The sequence below is a fragment of the Saccharothrix lopnurensis genome (genome assembly GCF_042658445.1).
Classification (GTDB): domain Bacteria; phylum Actinomycetota; class Actinomycetes; order Mycobacteriales; family Pseudonocardiaceae; genus Actinosynnema; species Actinosynnema lopnurensis.
The window spans coordinates 62,133-79,137 of sequence record NZ_JBHSQO010000009.1 but is presented as its reverse complement, the minus strand read 5'-3'; the positions used below and the strand labels follow the sequence as shown (position 1 = coordinate 79,137).

Annotated in this window: 10 protein-coding genes; 5 read left to right on the top strand and 5 right to left on the bottom strand. The window is 74.2% G+C overall.

Annotated features, from left to right (window positions below):
• The 3 genes from ACFP3R_RS11545 to ACFP3R_RS11535 form a co-directional block, all read right to left on the bottom strand.
• Nucleotides 1-1,794, bottom strand: a complete 1,794-nt coding sequence (locus ACFP3R_RS11545) for an HEXXH motif domain-containing protein (RefSeq protein ID WP_380635360.1) — start codon at nt 1,792-1,794, stop codon at nt 1-3.
• A 60-nt stretch (nt 1,795-1,854) separates the two neighbouring features.
• Complete coding sequence (locus ACFP3R_RS11540; protein WP_380635358.1) at nt 1,855-2,043, bottom strand: hypothetical protein; 189 nt, start codon at nt 2,041-2,043, stop codon at nt 1,855-1,857.
• A gap of 119 nt (nt 2,044-2,162) precedes the next feature.
• Complete coding sequence (locus ACFP3R_RS11535; protein WP_380635356.1) at nt 2,163-3,077, bottom strand: effector-associated domain 2-containing protein; 915 nt, start codon at nt 3,075-3,077, stop codon at nt 2,163-2,165.
• Between the two features lie 131 nt (nt 3,078-3,208).
• Between ACFP3R_RS11535 and ACFP3R_RS11530 the strand changes: the two genes are divergently transcribed.
• On the top strand, nt 3,209-4,567 hold the full coding sequence (locus ACFP3R_RS11530) for a hemolysin family protein (protein WP_380635355.1): 1,359 nt from the start codon (nt 3,209-3,211) through the stop codon (nt 4,565-4,567).
• Nucleotides 4,568-4,576: 9 nt separating this feature from the next.
• Here the strand turns inward: ACFP3R_RS11530 and ACFP3R_RS11525 are convergent, their stop codons facing one another.
• The gene (locus ACFP3R_RS11525) at nt 4,577-5,992 is read right to left on the bottom strand and encodes an aminopeptidase P family protein (protein WP_380635353.1); all 1,416 of its coding nucleotides are present in this window, start codon (nt 5,990-5,992) and stop codon (nt 4,577-4,579) included.
• A 171-nt stretch (nt 5,993-6,163) separates the two neighbouring features.
• On the opposite strand from ACFP3R_RS11525, the gene ACFP3R_RS11520 reads away from it, so the two are divergent.
• The 4 genes from ACFP3R_RS11520 (at nt 6,164) to ACFP3R_RS11505 (ending at nt 12,979) form a co-directional block, all read left to right on the top strand.
• Nucleotides 6,164-8,647 carry a hypothetical protein gene (locus ACFP3R_RS11520; protein ID WP_380635351.1) on the top strand — a complete coding sequence of 828 codons (2,484 nt, stop codon included), beginning with the start codon at nt 6,164-6,166 and terminating at the stop codon, nt 8,645-8,647.
• Between the two features lie 76 nt (nt 8,648-8,723).
• Nucleotides 8,724-9,104: a hypothetical protein gene (locus tag ACFP3R_RS11515; protein ID WP_380635350.1), complete on the top strand. Its 381-nt coding sequence runs from the start codon at nt 8,724-8,726 to the stop codon at nt 9,102-9,104.
• Entirely contained in the window at nt 9,097-9,498 is a 402-nt protein-coding gene (locus ACFP3R_RS11510) for a hypothetical protein (protein WP_380635348.1), read from the top strand. The genes ACFP3R_RS11515 and ACFP3R_RS11510 overlap by 8 nt, the downstream gene beginning before the upstream one ends.
• A 391-nt stretch (nt 9,499-9,889) precedes the next feature.
• Entirely contained in the window at nt 9,890-12,979 is a 3,090-nt protein-coding gene (locus ACFP3R_RS11505; RefSeq protein ID WP_380635347.1) for an efflux RND transporter permease subunit, read from the top strand.
• Between the two features lie 211 nt (nt 12,980-13,190).
• On the opposite strand, the gene metH is transcribed toward ACFP3R_RS11505, so the two are convergent.
• Entirely contained in the window at nt 13,191-16,799 is a 3,609-nt protein-coding gene (gene metH / locus ACFP3R_RS11500) for a methionine synthase (protein ID WP_380635346.1), read from the bottom strand.
• Nucleotides 16,800-17,005 lie beyond the last annotated feature (206 nt).

The window sequence follows — 17,005 nt, the reverse complement described above, 5'->3', positions numbered from 1 at the left end:
CTAACCCGCCGTCCCGAGCCACGCGGCGAGCCGCTCGACGTCGGGCGCCTCGTCGCGGCGGTCCAGCTCGTCCCGCACCGCGCGGACGACGTGCGGGTGGTCGAGCAGCGCCCGCGACGCCGGGCCGGGGGAGAGCGCGTGCAGCGCCAGCGCGTAGCCCGACCACGTGCCCGGACGCCCCGGGCCGGTGGCGAGCTCGGCCGCGTACGACGCGCGGGCCCGGTCGTGCTCCCCGGCCACGAGGGCGAAGTCGGCCCCGGTCAGGTCCGCGTCGACCTCGCGGGCCTCGGCCCGGGGGTTCGAGCGCATCGCCTCGAACTCCGCCCCGCCGGCGAGCCGGACCCTGGTGAGGATCGCCTTGCTGTCCAGCTTGTCCGTCGTCGGGCCCGCGACCACGGGGGAGTGCGGCGTGGTCCCGGGCGCGGGCGCGCCCCTGGACCACCGGTGCGCGCACTCCAGCACGTGCGCCCTCATCGGGTGCAGGTGCGCGGCGCGCCACGCGGTGCGGTGGTCCTGGACGGCCACCTCCGCGGCGGCCAGCGGTCCGGCGGGCACCTCGGCGTCCCGCAGCGCCGCCAGCCGCCGCGCCAGGCGGTCCGCGAACCGCCTGCCGACGTCGGTCAGGGCGGGGTGACCGCGCAGCGCCCCCAGCGCCTCGGTGACCTGCGCCCGGACGAGGGCGAACTCGAAGTGCGCCAGCTCGGCGTCCGGTCCCGTCGACAGCTCGCGCTGCCGCGCCCAGAACTCGGCGACCGCGGTGAAGGCGTGGACGCCCTGGTACAGGCCGGACACCGGTCGGGGGTCGTCCCGCCACGGCGCGTAGCAGGTGGCGCCCGCGTCCGTGGCGGTGAGGGGTGTGAGGTGGCCGATCGCGGTGAGCTTGCTGTGCTGGTGCTCGTGCACCATCGTGACCGCCAGCTGCGTGGCGTCGTGCGGTTCGGAGATCACCGCGGCGCCGTAGCCGTCACCCACCGACCCGCTGTGCGGCCGGAAGCGGTGGGCCGCGGGCCGGGGCGTGATCACCGACAGTCCGGCGGCCAGCTCCCGCGCCCAGTGCGGGTGGTCGCGCGCCAGCAGCGCCCACGCGTCGGCGAAGACCTCGCCCCACCTCGCCGCCGACGATTCGGGCAACGGGTCCGGCCGTTCGGGTATCGCCGATCCCCGGTACGGTCCGGTGTCGTCGAGGTGTACGCGGGGTGCGGCCGCGCCTCCTTTGCCCCGGAGAATTCTGATCCGGCGCCATTCGAGGGGACGGGCCGCGTCGTCGCCCGTTTTCACGGTCGACCCGGACGTGTCCGAAACCAGCACGGCGTGGTCCCAGCCGGTCGAATCGGTTACCCGCGCGGCGCCGATACCGGGGAGCACCACGATTCCGTCCCACAGCGGAATCGTGGTGGAGAAGCGCAATTCTGCGGCCAGTCCGGCCGCGGCGGCCAACGCGTGCAGTTGACCGGTGTGGAACCACAGCGGAGCGGTGTCGGAGTCCTTCCGCCGCAGGCGGCGCAGCAGGTGCGCCGACCACACGCCGACCTGGGGGCGCGCCAGGAGTTCGGCCACGGCCGCCGGGCGGACGCGCTCGGCGGCGGCCAGCAGGTCCCACGCCTCGTCCACGGGGCGCAGGGGGCCGGTGGCCGACGGGTGGTCCCGGACGTAGCGCAGCACCAGCCGCAGGGCGAGCAGGCGCCTGGTGCGCTCGACGTCGCGCAGCAGCCCGGCGGCGTCGGCGTCGAACCGGCCGGAGGCCAGCAGGTCCAGCTGCTCCGGTGTCGTCCCGTGGTTCGGCGGCAACGTCACGTGCCCGGGATCCCGGTCTGTCACCTGGTCGTCCCTCGTCATGGGGGTGCCGCCCGCCGGTCAGGAGTTGTAGCCGCCGAAGCTGGCGCTGGCGTGGTCGACCTGTCTGAGGAAACGCTCCGCCGACGCCGCCAGCGCCTCGTCGTCGAATGCCTCCAAGGCGTCGAGGGGAACGTTCGTCAGGTCCACCAGACCGGAGTCGATCCGAATTGTGGATTCATCCACCAGCGAGCCTCCCGACTTGGCCACCAGGTAGGGCGTCCCCCGTGCGGGTGGGGGATTCACCCTCGACGGCATGACTCAGTGTAATGTCGTTGAAACGGAGCGGAAGAGGTGCGTATGGCGGTATTCGGTGCTGCCGGTGACAACTAGACGTCGTCGTCCCGTTCCCCCATCAGGGTGTCCAGTTCGGCCATTTCGGTGGTGCCGGCGGCGTAGAAGCGGATCGCCTCGACCAGCGCCTTGAGCCCGCGCGGGTAGTGCGCGCACGTCCGGACGATGCTCACCGTGTCCGGCCGGTCCGCGCCGTGGCGCGGGACGGCCCTGGCGAACGGCAGCTCGCGCAGCACCAGGTCGCGGCCCTCCCTGGTGTCGAAGCCGGTGGTCTTCAGCAGCACGGTCACCAGCGGGCCCAGCTCGGTCAGGGTGAGGGGCCGCACCGGGGCGGCCGGGGTGGTCGGGGTGGTCGGGGAGGCGGGGGTGAGCGGCCGGCCGTCCACCAGGCGCACCCACGCCCGGTCGTTGATCTCCTTGACCGCCACCGCCACGGGCTCGTACTCGTCCGGGTGGGCGGCCGGGTCCTGGCTGACCACCGCCTCGTAGAACCACCGGGAGACGATCAGCACCAGGGACGCGGTGGAGTCGCGCAGCGCCCGCTTGGCCTCCGCCGCGTCGAGGATCCGGTGCACCAGGACCAGCCCCGGAGCGGTCTTGCCGCGCGCGTCGTAGGCCAGTTCGTCCGCGTGCAGCGCCATCCGCATCCGCATCCGCGCGCCGGTGGAGTGGGCGGCGTTGTACCGGCGCAGCCCGGCCGCCAGCCTGGTCGGCAGGTGGTCGGCCAGGACGGTCTTCGACACCTCCGGCGGCACGACCACCAGCAGGCTGTCGCCCGCGTCGTCGACGTCGTCCTCCGACCACGGCACCCCGCACTCGGCGAACGCCTCGCGCAGCACCCGGTACATGCCCTCGCGCAGCACGAGGCGGTCGTGGGTCGTGCGCGCCAGGTCCCCGTAGCTCTCGACGTCCACGACGACGAACGACCGGTGGACCGCGCCTGACCCCATGGGACCTCCCCGTGCTTGTTGTAGCCCACCGGGGGCGCGTCGCGGCAGCCGTGCCACTCGAAATGACCAACGCGCGAGCGACGTTGCGCCCGGGGTGGTCTGGTTCGGCCGGGTTTGGGTAAAGGGTGGGTGTGGACGGGTACGGATTCACGCTCGCGCTGGTCGCGGTGCTGGTGCTGCTCAACGCGTTGTTCGCCGGGTCGGAGATGGCCCTGATCTCGCTGCGGGAGGGGCAGCTGAGGGGGTTGGAGCGCGACGGGAAACCCAGCGCGAAGACCCTCGTGCGGCTGGCGCGCGACCCCAACCGGTTCCTCGCCACCATCCAGATCGGCATCACCCTGGCCGGGTTCCTGGCCTCGGCGACGGCGGCGGTGTCGCTGGCCCGGCCGATCGTGCCGGCGCTGTCGTTCCTGGGCACCGCCGCCGACGCGGTGGCGATCGCCCTGGTCACGGTGGTGCTGACGTTCCTGACCCTGGTCTTCGGCGAGCTGGCGCCCAAGCGGCTGGCCATGCAGTACGCGCTGCGCTGGGCACTGCTGGTGGCGCGCCCGCTGCACGTGCTCTCCACGATCTCCCGGCCCGCGGTGTGGCTGCTGAGCTCCTCCACGAACCTGGTGGTGCGCGTGTTCGGCGGCAAGCCCGACGCCGAGTCCGAGGAGATGTCGGCCGAGGAGCTGCGCGAGCTGGTGCACGCCCAGCGCGGCCTCAACGCCGAGCAGCGGATGATCATGACCGGCGCGCTGGAGATCAACGAGCGCCGGCTGCGCGAGGTCCTGGTGCCGCGCCGGTCGGTGGTCACCCTGGACGCCGCCCTGGACGTGCCGTCCGCCCGCGCCGAGCTGGCCGCCTCCGGCCACTCCCGCGCCCCGGTGGCCCGCGGCGGCCACCTCGACGACGTGGTGGGCGTGGTGCACCTGCGCGACCTGCTCGACGACGACGCGGAGCTGGTCGACCTGGCCCGGCCGCCGGTGGTGTTCCCCGACTCGGTGAAGGTGTCCGACGCGCTGCGCCGGTTCAAGGCCGAGCGCGAGCAGCTGGGCCTGGTGGTCGACGAGCACGGCGCGGTGGACGGCATCATCGCGCTGGAGGACCTGCTGGAGGAGATCGTCGGCGAGATCCTGGACGAGACCGACCGGGACGTGATGGCCGTGCGCAACGGCGCGGACGGGTCGATGGTGCTGCCCGGCACGTTCCCCGTGCACGACCTGGGCGACATCGGGGTGGAACTGCCCGACGCGCCGGCCGGCGACTACGCCACCATCGCGGGCCTGGTGCTGGTGCTGCTCGGGCGCATCCCGGAGGCGCCCGGCGACCGGGTCTCGGTGTCCGGCTGGACCGCCGAGGTGCTGGCCGTGGAGCACCACGCCATCACGTCGGTCCGGTTGCGCCGCCAGGAGTCCGGCGCGGAGGAGCCCGGCGCGGAAAAGCCCGGTGGGGAGGAGTCCGGTGGAGGGAACGGGCCCGCCCCGGAGGACGGGCCCGGCCGGTAGGGCCCCGGGTCAGCGCCCGGCGGCCGCCACCCACGCCTCCAGCCCGGCGGCGTCGGACGGCAGGGCCGCGGACAGCACCCGGTTGCCCTCCGGGGTCACCACCACGTTCTCCTCCAGCCGCACGCCGATGCCGCGCAGCTCCGGCGGCACGGTCTCGTCGTTTGGGTGGAAGTACAGGCCCGGCTCGACGGCCAGCGCCATGCCGACCTCCAGCGTCCCGTCGTGGTACGCCTCGGCGCGCGAGTTCGCGCAGTCGTGCACGTCCAGGCCCAGGAAGTGCCCCACGCCGCAGGCGATGTAGCGGCGGTGGTGCTGGCCGTCCGGGTCCAGCGCCTCGTCCACCGACACCGGCAGCAGGCCCCAGTCGTGCAAGCCCTCGGCCAGCACGCGCATGGCCGCGCGGTGGAAGTCCCGGTACTCCGCGCCCGGCCGGACGGCGGCCAGCGCGGCCACCGACGCGCGCTCGATCAGCTCGTGCACCCGCCGCTGCGCCGGGCTGTAGGCGCCGGACACCGGCAGCGTGCGGGTGATGTCGGCGGTGTAGAGCGTGTCCAGCTCCACGCCCGCGTCCAGCAGCAGCACCGCGTCCTCCGGCACCGGGCCGTCGTTGCGCACCCAGTGCAGCACCGGCGCGTGCGGCCCGGCCGCCACGATCGAGGCGTAGCCGGGGCCGTTGCCCGCGGTCCGCGCCCGCCGGTCGAACGTGCCCTGCAACCAGCGCTCGCCACCGCCCTTGACCGCGGCGCCCAGCTCGGCGGCGACGTCGGCGAAGCCCAGGACCGTGGCGTCCACGGCGGCCTGGAGCTGGCCGATCTCCCAGTCGTCCTTGACCCGCCGCAGCTCGGCCAGCGTGGTCCGCAGCGCGGCCGTGTGGTCCGCGCCGGCCAGGGCGTCCAGCAGCGGGTCCACGCCCACCGTCGCGTGCACCGCGGGCAGCCTGCCGCGCAGCGCCGAGGGCAGCTCGTGCAGCGGGCGGCACCGCACGCCCAGCGCCCCGGACCACGCGCCCAGGTCCGGCACCGGGCCGATCCACAGCTCGCCGTCGCGGGCGTTGGCGAAGAAGTCGGGCTCGTCGGGGCCCGCGGGCGGGCGCAGGAACAGCTCCGCCTCGTGCCCGTCGCCCACCGGGTGCATGACCAGCACGGCGCCCTCGGCGGAGCAGCCGGTCAGCCAGGAGAAGTCGCTGTCGGGGCGGAACCCGAAGTCGGTGTCGTTGGACCGCACCGGCGCCCAGCCGGCCGCCACGGCGATGCGCGCGCCGGGCAGGGCGGCGCTGAGCCGGGCGCGGTGCGCGGCGGCGGCACCGGCGGCGCCGGGCGCGACGCGCGCGGTCCGGTCGGCCGGGCCCCAGCCGTCCCGGACGAACTCGCGGAAACCCCGGGCGTCGACGAGGTTGCTCGGGTCGCGGCGGGCGGGTTTGGTCACGGTCGGCAACCTTTCGGGGTCGGGGCTCGTCGCTCGTCCGGTCCCGATCGGCGAACGGACGCGCACGGGCATGCTCTCATCGTCACCCGTTCACCCGGCCGAGTGCCTCCCGGGGGGAAACGCCCTCGCCGGAGGGGGCGATCCGGTAGGCAACAGCCGGGAGGTGTCCGCATGAAGCCAGAGGAAGTCGTCGAACTGCGGGTCCACGGCGTCTCCGGCACGCCGCCGGAGCACGTGCTGGGCGATCCGTTCCCCACCCCCGTGGCGGGGGACGACGTGGCCAGGTTCCTGCGGGCGGGCCGGCCCGTCGCCACCCTGCCCGGCGAGCGGCCGGCGCGGGAGCGGGTGGTCGAGGCGTTCCACTGGGGCCGGTTCACCTCGGGCGGCGCGAGCCGGGCGCTGTGGCTGCTGATGGCCCCGTTCGCGGTGCTCAACCTCGCCCGCTACGCGCTGCTGGGCGCGGGCCGGTTCGCCGAGGCGGTGCTCCGGCTCCTCGGCCTGGTGCTGACCTGCATGTTCGTCACGACCGTCGGGTACGTGTCGCTGGAGCTGGTGGTGCGGCAGTGCGCGGCCGCCGCGGCGTGCCGGGCCGAGCACACCTGGCTCGGGTCCTTCGCCGACTGGCCGTTCGGGGCGCTGCTGCTGCTCGGGACGGCGCCGCCGGCGCTGGTCGTCGCGGTGCTGTGGTGGTTCGGCCGGCAGACCTTCCTGTACGAGCCGCGCGGCACGCACCACCGGTGGGAGACCCACACCGGCAGCCTCGGCGACTACGCGTTCTGGCACACCTCGCCGCGCACGCCGGTGCTGCGCGACGCGCACGTGGCCGCGTCCTGCGTGGTGCTGGGCGTGCTGCACGCGGGCGCGCTGCGGACCGCGCTGCCCGACGGCGCGCTGTCGTGGTCGGTGATCGGCCTGGCCGTGCCGCTGCTGGCGTGGGTGGTCGGCTGCGTGGTCACCTCCCCGGACCGGCGCGCCGCCAACACGCGGCCGCTGAAGTGGGCGGCGGCGGTCTACCTGCTGCTCACGGCCGGGTTGGCGGCGGCGTTCCTGTGGCGGCTGCCCACCGATCCCGCGCCGCCGCTGGCGGGGTTCGAGGCGGTGACCAACGTGCTGGCCGCGCTGGCGATGCTGCTGCTGGTGGCGCTGCTCGCGGCGTGCGCGCGGATGCGGCGCTCCCCGCGCGGGGTCGAGCTGATGGCGGTCGACGCGCGGTTCCGGCCGATGTGGCACGGGTACGGGGCCGCGGTGGTCGCGGCGCTGGCGACCACGCTGGCGGTCGGGTTCAGCGGCGGCCTGGCCTACCGGGTGGTCGAGTGGCTGGGCGACCCGGCCCCGACCGGGCGGCCGGGCCTGGGGCTGAGCACGAGCTACCTGTTCGGGGCCGGGCTGTGGGGCGTGCTGGCGATCGGGTTCGCGCTGCTGCTCGGCCCGGTCGTGGCGGCGATGGTGGGGCAGGTGTCCAGCGCGCTCGTGCTCGCGACCGGGTCCTCGCTGGCCTGCGCGGCGGTGGTGCTGCGGTGGGCCTCCGCGCCCGGCTGGGCGGTCTGGGGCGGCCTGGCCGGCGCGACCGTGCTGTACGCGGTGGGCGTGTGGTCGGGCGTGCACCACGCGGTGGGCGAGGCGGTCCGCGCCGGGGTGTGCGAGGACTACCCCGGCCCGCCCACCCGGCCCGGCGTCACCAAGGTCGCCCTGAGCAGGCGGCTGGCCTCGGCGAAGTTCCGCTACCACTGGGTGCTCGGCGCCCTGGCCGTGCTGGGCGGGGTGCTGGTGGTGGCGAGCGGCGGAATCGCGCTGGCGCGGCTGGCGCACCCCGGCTGGCGGGCCGCGCCGCCGCCCGGCCTGGCCGACTGGCTGTCGTCGCGGCCGGCGCAGGAGCTGGGCGGGCTGGGCAGCCTCGCGGTGTCCGGGTTCGTGGTGCTGCTGGCGGTGCTGGGGCTGCGGTCGTGGCAGAGCGGCAAGATGCGCACGGCGGTCGGCGTGGTGTGGGACCTGGTGGCGTTCTGGCCGCGCGCGGCGCACCCGATCTGCCCGCCCCCGTACGGCGGGCGGGCGACCATCGAGCTGACCTCGCGGGCGGTGCGGCTGGCCGGGCACCACGGGGTGGGGGCGGTCGTGCTGTCCGGGCACAGCCAGGGCAGCGTGGTGTGCTTCGCCGCGCTGGCGCTGCTGCGGCGGGAGGCCGAGCGGCCCGACCCGGCCGACGGGCGGCGCTACATCGGGCAGGCCGAGGCGGCGGAGGCGCTGCGCCGGGTGGGCCTGGTGACCTACGGGTCGCAGTTGCAGTGGGCGTACTCGCGGCTGTTCCCGCACTTCCTGGGGCACGCCGAGCTGTGCTCCCTGCACCGGGAGCTGGAGGGCCGGTGGTGGAACGTGCACCGGTTGACCGACCCGCTGGGCGGGCCCGTGGAGGCGTGGGAGGCGACCGAGGACGAGCGGGTGTGCGCGGGGGACAAGCTGTGGGGCGTGCGGTGCGGGTACGACGTGCGGTTGCGCGACCCGGAGTTCCTCGACCCCGACCCGGACATGGTCGCCTCGCCGCTGCGCGGGCACGGCGACTACTACCGGGACCCGGTGTTCCACGAGGTGGTGGCCAGGGTGGCGGAGGCGGTGGTGGAGCGGCGCGAGGCCGAGGTGCTCAAGGCGCTGAGCCCGTAGTGCGGGAAGGCCCCGGCGGGGCCCTCTCCCGCGCGGGGTAGGTTGCCCGGGTGGTCCACCACCCCGGGAAGACCCGATGATCGAAGTCCTCGCGACCGCGCTGGTGGTCGTGGCCCTCGTCGCGGCCGTGTGGTCGCTCGTGCTGGCCGTCGCCGACCGGCCCATCACGCTCGCCACCAAGCCCACCCTCGGCCTGGCCGGCGTGGTCGTGCTGCTGGAGGTCGGCCTGCTGGCGCAGCTCGTCGCCGGCGTCGTGAACGTGGTCGGCACCGATCGGGAACTCGACGTGCCCACCTTCCTCGGCTACCTGGTCGGCGTGGCGGTGGTGCTGCCGCTGGGCGCGTTCTGGTCCCTGGCCGAGCGGTCGCGGTGGGGTGCGGGGGTGCTGGCCGTCGCGTGCCTGAGCGTGCCGGTGATGGTGCTGCGGCTCAACCAGCTGTGGGCCGGCCATGGGTGACGCGCTGGCGGAGACCACGCGGTCGGGTCCGGGCCGGATGCTGATCGCGGTCTACGCGATCTTCGCGCTGGCGGCCACCTCGCGCTCGGCCGTGCAGCTGGCCACGCGCTTCGACCAGGCGCCGCTGGCCTACCTGCTGTCGGCGTTCGCGGCCGTGGTCTACGTGGTGGCGACGGTCGCGCTGGCGGGCGCGGTGCCCCGGGGGCTGGCCTACCTCGCCTGCGGGGTCGAGCTGGCCGGGGTGCTGCTGGTCGGCGCGGCGAGCCTGGTGTTCCGGGAGGCGTTCCCGGACGCCACGGTCTGGTCGGGCTTCGGCAGCGGTTACCTGTTCGTCCCGCTCGTGCTGCCCGTCCTGGGCCTGCTGTGGCTGCGGCACACCGACCGGACGCGCTGAACCGGACGCGCTGAACCGGACGCGCTGACCCCGGCGCGCTGACCCCGGCGCGCTGAACCGATCCCGGGTCGCCCGCGTAATGCAGTCGGCGGTCGGGGGCCGGACCTCGGCCGGCGGGTCCGCGGCGGGGCCGAAATCGACCTCGGGTGTCTGGCAGGGCACACCGCCGCGGACCACGGGGTCGGGGACGCGCTCGCGTCCCCGACCTCCGTGATGAAGATCACTCGCGCGTGCGCACGATTGGGTGACGGGAATTCCCGCAGGTCACGAGGATGGGAACGGTTCGACCCTGAGCCCGTTCTCAGCCGGGGTGTGCGAGCGTTCGCGCACCGACCCGCGGACCGCGCGCGAGGACGCGCCGGCCGGTCCGCCCACCAAGGAGATGCCCAAGATGTCCGTGCTGGCTCGGCTCAGCCTGGCCAACCGAGGTCTCGTCGGGCTGCTCAGCCTCGTCGTCATCGGTTTCGGCGTGCTGACGCTGCCCTCGATCAAGCAGCAGCTGTTCCCCTCCATCGAGCTGCCCGCCGCGGTGGTCGTCGCGCCGTACCCGGGCGCCTCCCCGGACCTGGTGGACAGCCAGGTCGCGGGGCCGATCCAGGCCGCCGTGCGCGGCGTCGACGGGGTCGAGGAGGTGATCACCCGCTCGCAGGAGAGCTCCGCCACCGTCCAGGTGATGTTCACCTACGGCACCGACATCGACGCCGCCGTCGCGCAGATGCAGCAGGCGGTCAACCGGCTCGGGCCGCGCCTGCCCGAGGGCGTCGACCCCACCGTGGCCCAGGGCGGCACCGACGACATCCCGGTCGTCGCGCTCGCCGCGACCTCCGGTGACGACGACATCGCCACCGCCGCGCGCCTGCGCGCCGAGGTCGTGCCCGAGCTGGAGGCCGTTCCCGGCGTCCGCGAGGCCGCCGTCAGCGGTGAGCGCGAGCGCGAGATCACCGTCACCGTCGACTACGCCCGCCTGGGCGCCGCCCGCGTCGACCCGCAGGCCCTGACCGCCGCCCTGGCCTCGGCCGGCGCCGCGGTACCGGCGGGCACCGTGCCCGAGGCGGACAAGACGCTGACCGTGCAGGTCGGCGGCCCCGTCACCTCGGTCGACGACCTGCGGAGCCTGCCCCTGACCTCGCCCGGCGGTCCGGTCGCGCTCGGCGACGTGGCGCGCGTGGAGTCCGCGCCCGCCGCCGCGACCGTGCTGACCCGCACCGACGGCGAGCCCACCCTCGGCGTCACCGTCACCATGAACGCCGACGGCAACGCGGTCGAGATCTCCCGCGCCGTGCGCGACCGGCTCGACGAGCTGGGCGAGGCCGCGGGCTCGCGGCTCACCGTCGCCTTCGACCAGGGGCCGGAGGTGGAGAAGGCCATCAGCGGCCTGACCACCGAGGGTCTGCTGGGCCTGCTGTTCGCGGTCCTGGTGATCCTGCTGTTCCTGCTGTCCGTGCGGTCCACCCTGGTCACGGCGGTGTCCATCCCGCTGTCCGTGGTGGTCGCGCTGATCGCCCTCTACACCGGCGACCTGTCGCTGAACCTGCTCACCCTCGGCGCGCTGACCATCGCGGTGGGCCGGGTGGTCGATGACTCGATCGTGGTGCTGGAGAACATCAAGCGCCACCTCGGCTACGGCGAGGACAAGCAGCGCGCCGTGCTCGACGGCACGCGCGAGGTGGCGGGCGCGGTGACCGCGTCCACGCTCACCACGGTCGCGGTGTTCCTGCCGATCGCGTTCGTCGGCGGCATCGCCGGCGAGCTGTTCGGGCCGTTCTCCATCACGGTCACCGTGGCGCTGCTGGCCTCGCTGCTGGTGTCGCTGACGATCGTGCCGGTGCTCGCGTTCTGGTTCCTCAAGCCCCCCGCCGTGCCGGAGGACCCCGAGGCCGCCGAGCGGGCCCGGCAGGCGGCGCTGGACAAGGAGCGGCGCAGCCCGCTGCAACGCGCCTACGTGCCGGTGCTGCGGTTCGCCACCACCCGCCGCTGGCTCACGCTGGTGCTCGCGGTGTTCATCTTCGGCGGCACGCTCGGCCTGGCCGGGACGCTGGAGACCAACTTCATCGACAACTCCGGCGGCACCGCGCTCCAGGGCAGCCAGAAGATGCCGCCCGGCACCAGCCTGGCCGCCCGCGACGACGCCGCCCGCGAGCTGGAGGGCGTGCTCGCCGAGACCGACGAGGTCGAGACCTACCAGGTCACCATCGGCACGGACAACAGCCTGGCCGCGTTCGGGTTCGGCGGCAGCGGTGACACCTCGGTGAACGCCACCGTGCGCGAGGGCACCGACCTGGAGGCGTTGCAGGACCGGCTCACCGAGCGGTTGGCGGGCACGCCGGGCACCGGTGAGGTCACCTTCGGCGCGGCCGCCGCCGGGTTCGCCTCCGACAGCATCGACGTGCTGGTCACCGCGTCCGACGCGGACACCCTGCGCGACGCGGCCGACCGGGTCCAGGCGGCCGTCTCGGGCGTCTCGGGCGTGGGCGAGGTGACCAACGACCTGGGCGTCAGCGCGCCGCGCGTGCAGGTCACCGTCGACCAGGACGCGGCCGCCGCGCGCGGCCTGAGCAGCCAGAGCATCGGCCAGTTCGCGGCGCAGGCGCTGCGCGGCGTGCCGGTGGCCGAGCTGCCGGTCGACGGGCGACCGCAGCGGGTCGTGCTGCGCACCGGCGCCGTCCCGGGCGACGTGGAGGCGCTGCGCGCCCTGCCGCTGCCCGGAGGCGTCGCGCTCGGCCAGGTCGCCGAGGTGTCCGTGGTGGACGGTCCGGTGCAGGTGCGGCGCACCGACGGCGCGCGCAGCACCACCGTGTCGGCCAAGGCCACCGGGTCGGACCTGGGCGCGGTGACCGCCGACCTGACCTCACGGCTGGAGGGGCTCGACCTGCCCGGCGGGGCGTCCTACCGGATCGGTGGCGTGAGCGCCGACCAGGCCGAGACGTTCGCCGACCTGGGCCTGGCCATGCTCGCGGCCATCGCGATCGTGTTCCTGATCATGGTGGCCACGTTCCGCAGCCTGGTGCAGCCGCTGATCCTGCTGGTGTCGATCCCGTTCGCGGCGACCGGCGCGATCGGCCTGCTGCTGCTCACCGGCACGCCGCTCGGCCTGCCCGCGCTGATCGGGATGCTGATGCTCGTCGGCATCGTGGTGACCAACGCGATCGTGCTGATCGACCTGGTCAACCAGTACCGGCGGGACGGGATGCCGGTGCGCGAGGCCGTGGTCGAGGGCGGTCGGCGGCGGTTGCGGCCGATCCTGATGACCGCCGCGGCGACGATCTTCGCGCTGCTGCCGATGGCGCTGGGCATCACCGGCGAGGGCGCGTTCATCGGCAAGCCGCTGGCGATCGTGGTGATCGGCGGCCTGATCAGCTCCACGCTGCTGACGCTCGTGCTGGTGCCCACGCTGTACTCGATGGTCGAGGGGCGCAAGGAGCGCAAGGCGGCGAAGCGGGCGGAGCCCCGGGTGGACGAGCGCGAGCCGGTCACCGTCTGAGGCGGTCCGACGACGGGCCCCGTCCGGGTAACCGGGCGGGGCCCGTCGCCGTGGAAAACGATTTACCAGAGCGGTGGAAACCGCTCATCAGGGCCGTGGAAAACGATTTACCCCGGGCGGGACCCGTCGCCGCGCGGGCCGGCGCCGCCTCAGGCCGCCGGCCCAAACCTCGGGTTCAGGCCGCCTCAGACCCCAGGCTCAGGCCGCCACCTCAGACCTTCGCCTCGACCTCCGGCTCGTAGGCCAGGTTCGGGCGCAGCCAGCGCTCGGCCTCCGACAGCGGTACACCCCGCCGGCGCGCGTAGTCCTCGACCTGGTCGCGCCCGATCCGGCCCACCGTGAAGTACCGGGAGTCCGGGTGCGCGAAGATCAACCCGCTCACGCTGGCCGCCGGCGTCATGGCGAACGAGTCGGTCAGCTCGGTGCCCTGCTCCTCGGCACCCAGCAGCGCGAACAGCTCCCGCTTCTCGCTGTGGTCCGGGCTGGCCGGGTAGCCGAACGCGGGCCGGATGCCGCGGAAGCGCTCCGCGTGCAGGTCCTCCAGCGCCGGGTCGGCGTCCGGCTCGAACCACTCGCGCCGGACCCGCAGGTGGACGTGCTCGGCGAACGCCTCGGCCAGCCGGTCGGCCAGCGCCTTGACCATGATCGACCGGTAGTCGTCGTACTCGGCCTCGTACGCCGCCGCCAGCTCCTCCGCGCCGTGGATCGACACGGCGAACCCGCCCAGGTGGTCGCCCTCCGGCGCCACGTAGTCGGCCAGGCAGCGGTTGGGGCGGCTCGGCGGCTTGCGCGTCTGCTGGCGCAGCATCGGCAGCCGGACGCCGTCCACCACGACGTCGTCGCCCTCGGCGTGCGCGGGCCAGAAGCCGTACACGCCCCGGGCCCGCAGCGAGCCGTCCGCGACGACCTGGTCCAGCATCGCGTTGGCGTCGTCGAACAGCTCCCGCGCGGCCGGGTTCTCCAACACCTTCGGGTACTTGCCCTTGAGTTCCCAGGCCAGGAAGAAGAACGTCCAGTCGATCATCCCGCGCAGCTCGGCCAGGCTCGGCTCGACCACGCGCACCCCGGTGAACGCCGGCGTCGGCAGCTCGTCGAACGGCACGTCCTCGGCGTTGGCGCGGGCCTGCTCGACGGTCAGCAGGGGCGTGCTGTGCCGGGTCTCGTGCTCCTCGCGCAGCCGCTGCTGCTCGACCCGGTTGGCCGCGGCCAGCTCCTCGGCCCGGTCCCGGTCCAGCAGCGCCGACACCACGCCGGTCACCCGCGACGCGTCGAGCACGTGCACCGTGGGCTCGTCGTAGGCGGGGGCGATGCGGACCGCGGTGTGCTGCCGGGACGTGGTCGCGCCGCCGATCAGCAGCGGCAGCTTCAGCCCGCGCCGCTGCATCTCCGCCGCCACCGCCACCATCTCGTCCAGCGACGGCGTGATCAGGCCGGACAGCCCCACCACGTCCGCGCCCTCGATGACCGCGGTGTCCAGGATCTTCGCCGCGGGCACCATCACGCCCAGGTCGACGACCTCGTAGTTGTTGCAGCCCAGCACCACGCCGACGATGTTCTTGCCGATGTCGTGCACGTCGCCCTTGACCGTGGCCAGCACGACCTTGCCGTTGCCGCGCGGCGCGCCGGGGTCGCCCCCCGCGGCCTCCCTCTCCGCGTCCATGAACGGCTCCAGGTGCGCGACCGCCCGCTTCATCACGCGCGCGCTCTTGACCACCTGCGGCAGGAACATCCGGCCCGAGCCGAACAGGTCGCCGACGACCTTCATCCCGTCCATCAGCGGGCCCTCGATGACGTCCAGCGGGCGCTTCGCCTGGAGGCGCGCCTCCTCGGTGTCGTCCACGATGAAGTCCACGATGCCGTGCACCAGGGCGTGCGACAGGCGCTCGGCCACCGGGCCCTCGCGCCACGACAGGTCCACGGTGCGCTTGGTGCCCTTCCCCGCCACCCCCTCGGCGAAGGACACCAGCCGGTCGGTGGCGTCGGGGCGGCGGTCGAACAGCACGTCCTCGACCAGCTCCAGCAGCTCGGCCGGGATGTCCTGGTAGACCGCGAGCTGACCGGCGTTGACGATGCCCATGTCCAGGCCCGCGCGCACGCCGTGGAACAGGAACGCCGAGTGCATGGCCTCGCGCACGGTGTCGTTGCCGCGGAAGGAGAACGACAGGTTCGAGATGCCGCCGCTGATCCGCGCCCCCGGGCAGCGCTCCTTGATCCGCGGGATCGCGTCCAGGAACGCCCTGGCGTAGCCGTTGTGCTCGGGGATGCCGGTGGCGACCGCCAGCACGTTCGGGTCGAAGATGATGTCCTCGGCCGGGAAACCGGCCTCCCGGGTGAGCAGGTCGTAGGCGCGGGCGCAGATCTCCACCTTGCGCTCGGCGGTGTCGGCCTGGCCCTTCTCGTCGAACGCCATCACCACCACGCCCGCGCCGAAGTCGCGGATGCGGCGGGCCTGGGCCAGGAACGGCTCCTCGCCCTCCTTGAGGCTGATCGAGTTGACCACGCCCTTGCCCTGCACGCACTTCAGCCCGGCTTCCAGCACGCTCCACCGGGAGCTGTCGACCATCACCGGCACGCGGGCGATCTCCGGCTCGGTGGCGATCAGGTTGAGGAACGTGGTCATCGCCCGCTCGCTGTCGAGCAGGTCGGCGTCCATGTTGACGTCCAGCAGGTTCGCGCCGCCGCGCACCTGCTCCAGCGCCACGGTCACCGCGCCCTGGTGGTCGTCGGACTCGATCAGCCTGCGGAACTTCGCCGAGCCCGTCACGTTGGTGCGCTCGCCGATCATCACGAACCCGGTGTCCGGACCGATCTCGAACGGCTCCAGGCCGCTGAACCGGGTGCGGTTCCCGATGCGGGGCACCGGGCGCGGCGCCGCGCCCCGGACCGCCCGCGCGATCTCCGCGACGTGCTCGGGGGTGGTGCCGCAGCACCCGCCGACGACGTTGACCGCGCCCTCCTCGGCGAAGCCGCGCAGCAGCTCGGCGGTCTCCTCCGGGGTCTGGTCGTAGCCGCCGAACGCGTTGGGCAGGCCCGCGTTGGGGTGGCTGGCGGTGTAGGTGCCCGCGAGGCGGGCCAGTTCCACGACGTGCGGGCGCATCTCGGCCGCGCCCAGCGAGCAGTTCACGCCCACCACCAGCGGGTCGGCGTGGGCGACGGAGTTCCAGAACGCCTCGACCGTCTGACCGGACAGCGTGCGGCCGCTCAGGTCGACGATGGTGACCGAGATCCACAGCGGCAGGTGGGGCGCGACCTCGCGGGCGGCGGCCACGGCGGCCTTGGCGTTGAGCGTGTCGAAGATCGTCTCGATGAGCAGCAGGTCCACGCCGCCCTCGGCGAGCGCGCCGATCTGCTCGGCGTAGGTGGCCTGGACCCGGTCGAAGTCGACCGTGCGGAAGGCCGGGTCGTCGACGCGCGGCGAGAGCGAGAGGGTGACGTTGAGCGGGCCGACGGAGCCGGCGACGAACCGGCCGCCCACCTCGTCGGCGGCCTGGCGGGCCAGCCGCGCGCCGCTCAGGTTCATCTCGCGGACGTGCTCCTCCAGGCCGTAGTCGGCCTGGGCGATGCCCGTCGCGGTGAAGGTGTTGGTGGTGGTGATGTCCGCGCCCGCGGCCAGGTAGCGGCGGTGCACGTCGAGGATGACGTCCGGGCGGGTGATGTTGAGCAGGTCCGGGTCGCCGGTGACGTCGTGCGGGTGGTCGCCGAGCAGGTCACCGCGGTAGTCGGCGGGGGAGAGGCCGGCGGACTGGAGCATCGTGCCCCACGCGCCGTCGAGCACGGCGACGCGCTGGTCCAGCAACTCCCGCAGGGCGTTTTCCGACACGAAGCCTCCCGTGGTCTCCTGGGAGGCGCCCTTCACCGTTGCTCGCGACCGAGCGTGGCGGGCTAGTCACCCGTTGCAGCGCCTCTCGACCGCACGTGCGATGGTAGCGCTCCTCACGATTCCGGACACTTCCTCCCACCCCCTGGAACATCCCAGCCCATCCACGCGAGTCGTACGCTCAGACCGACCGTGTCGTACGTCCAGGA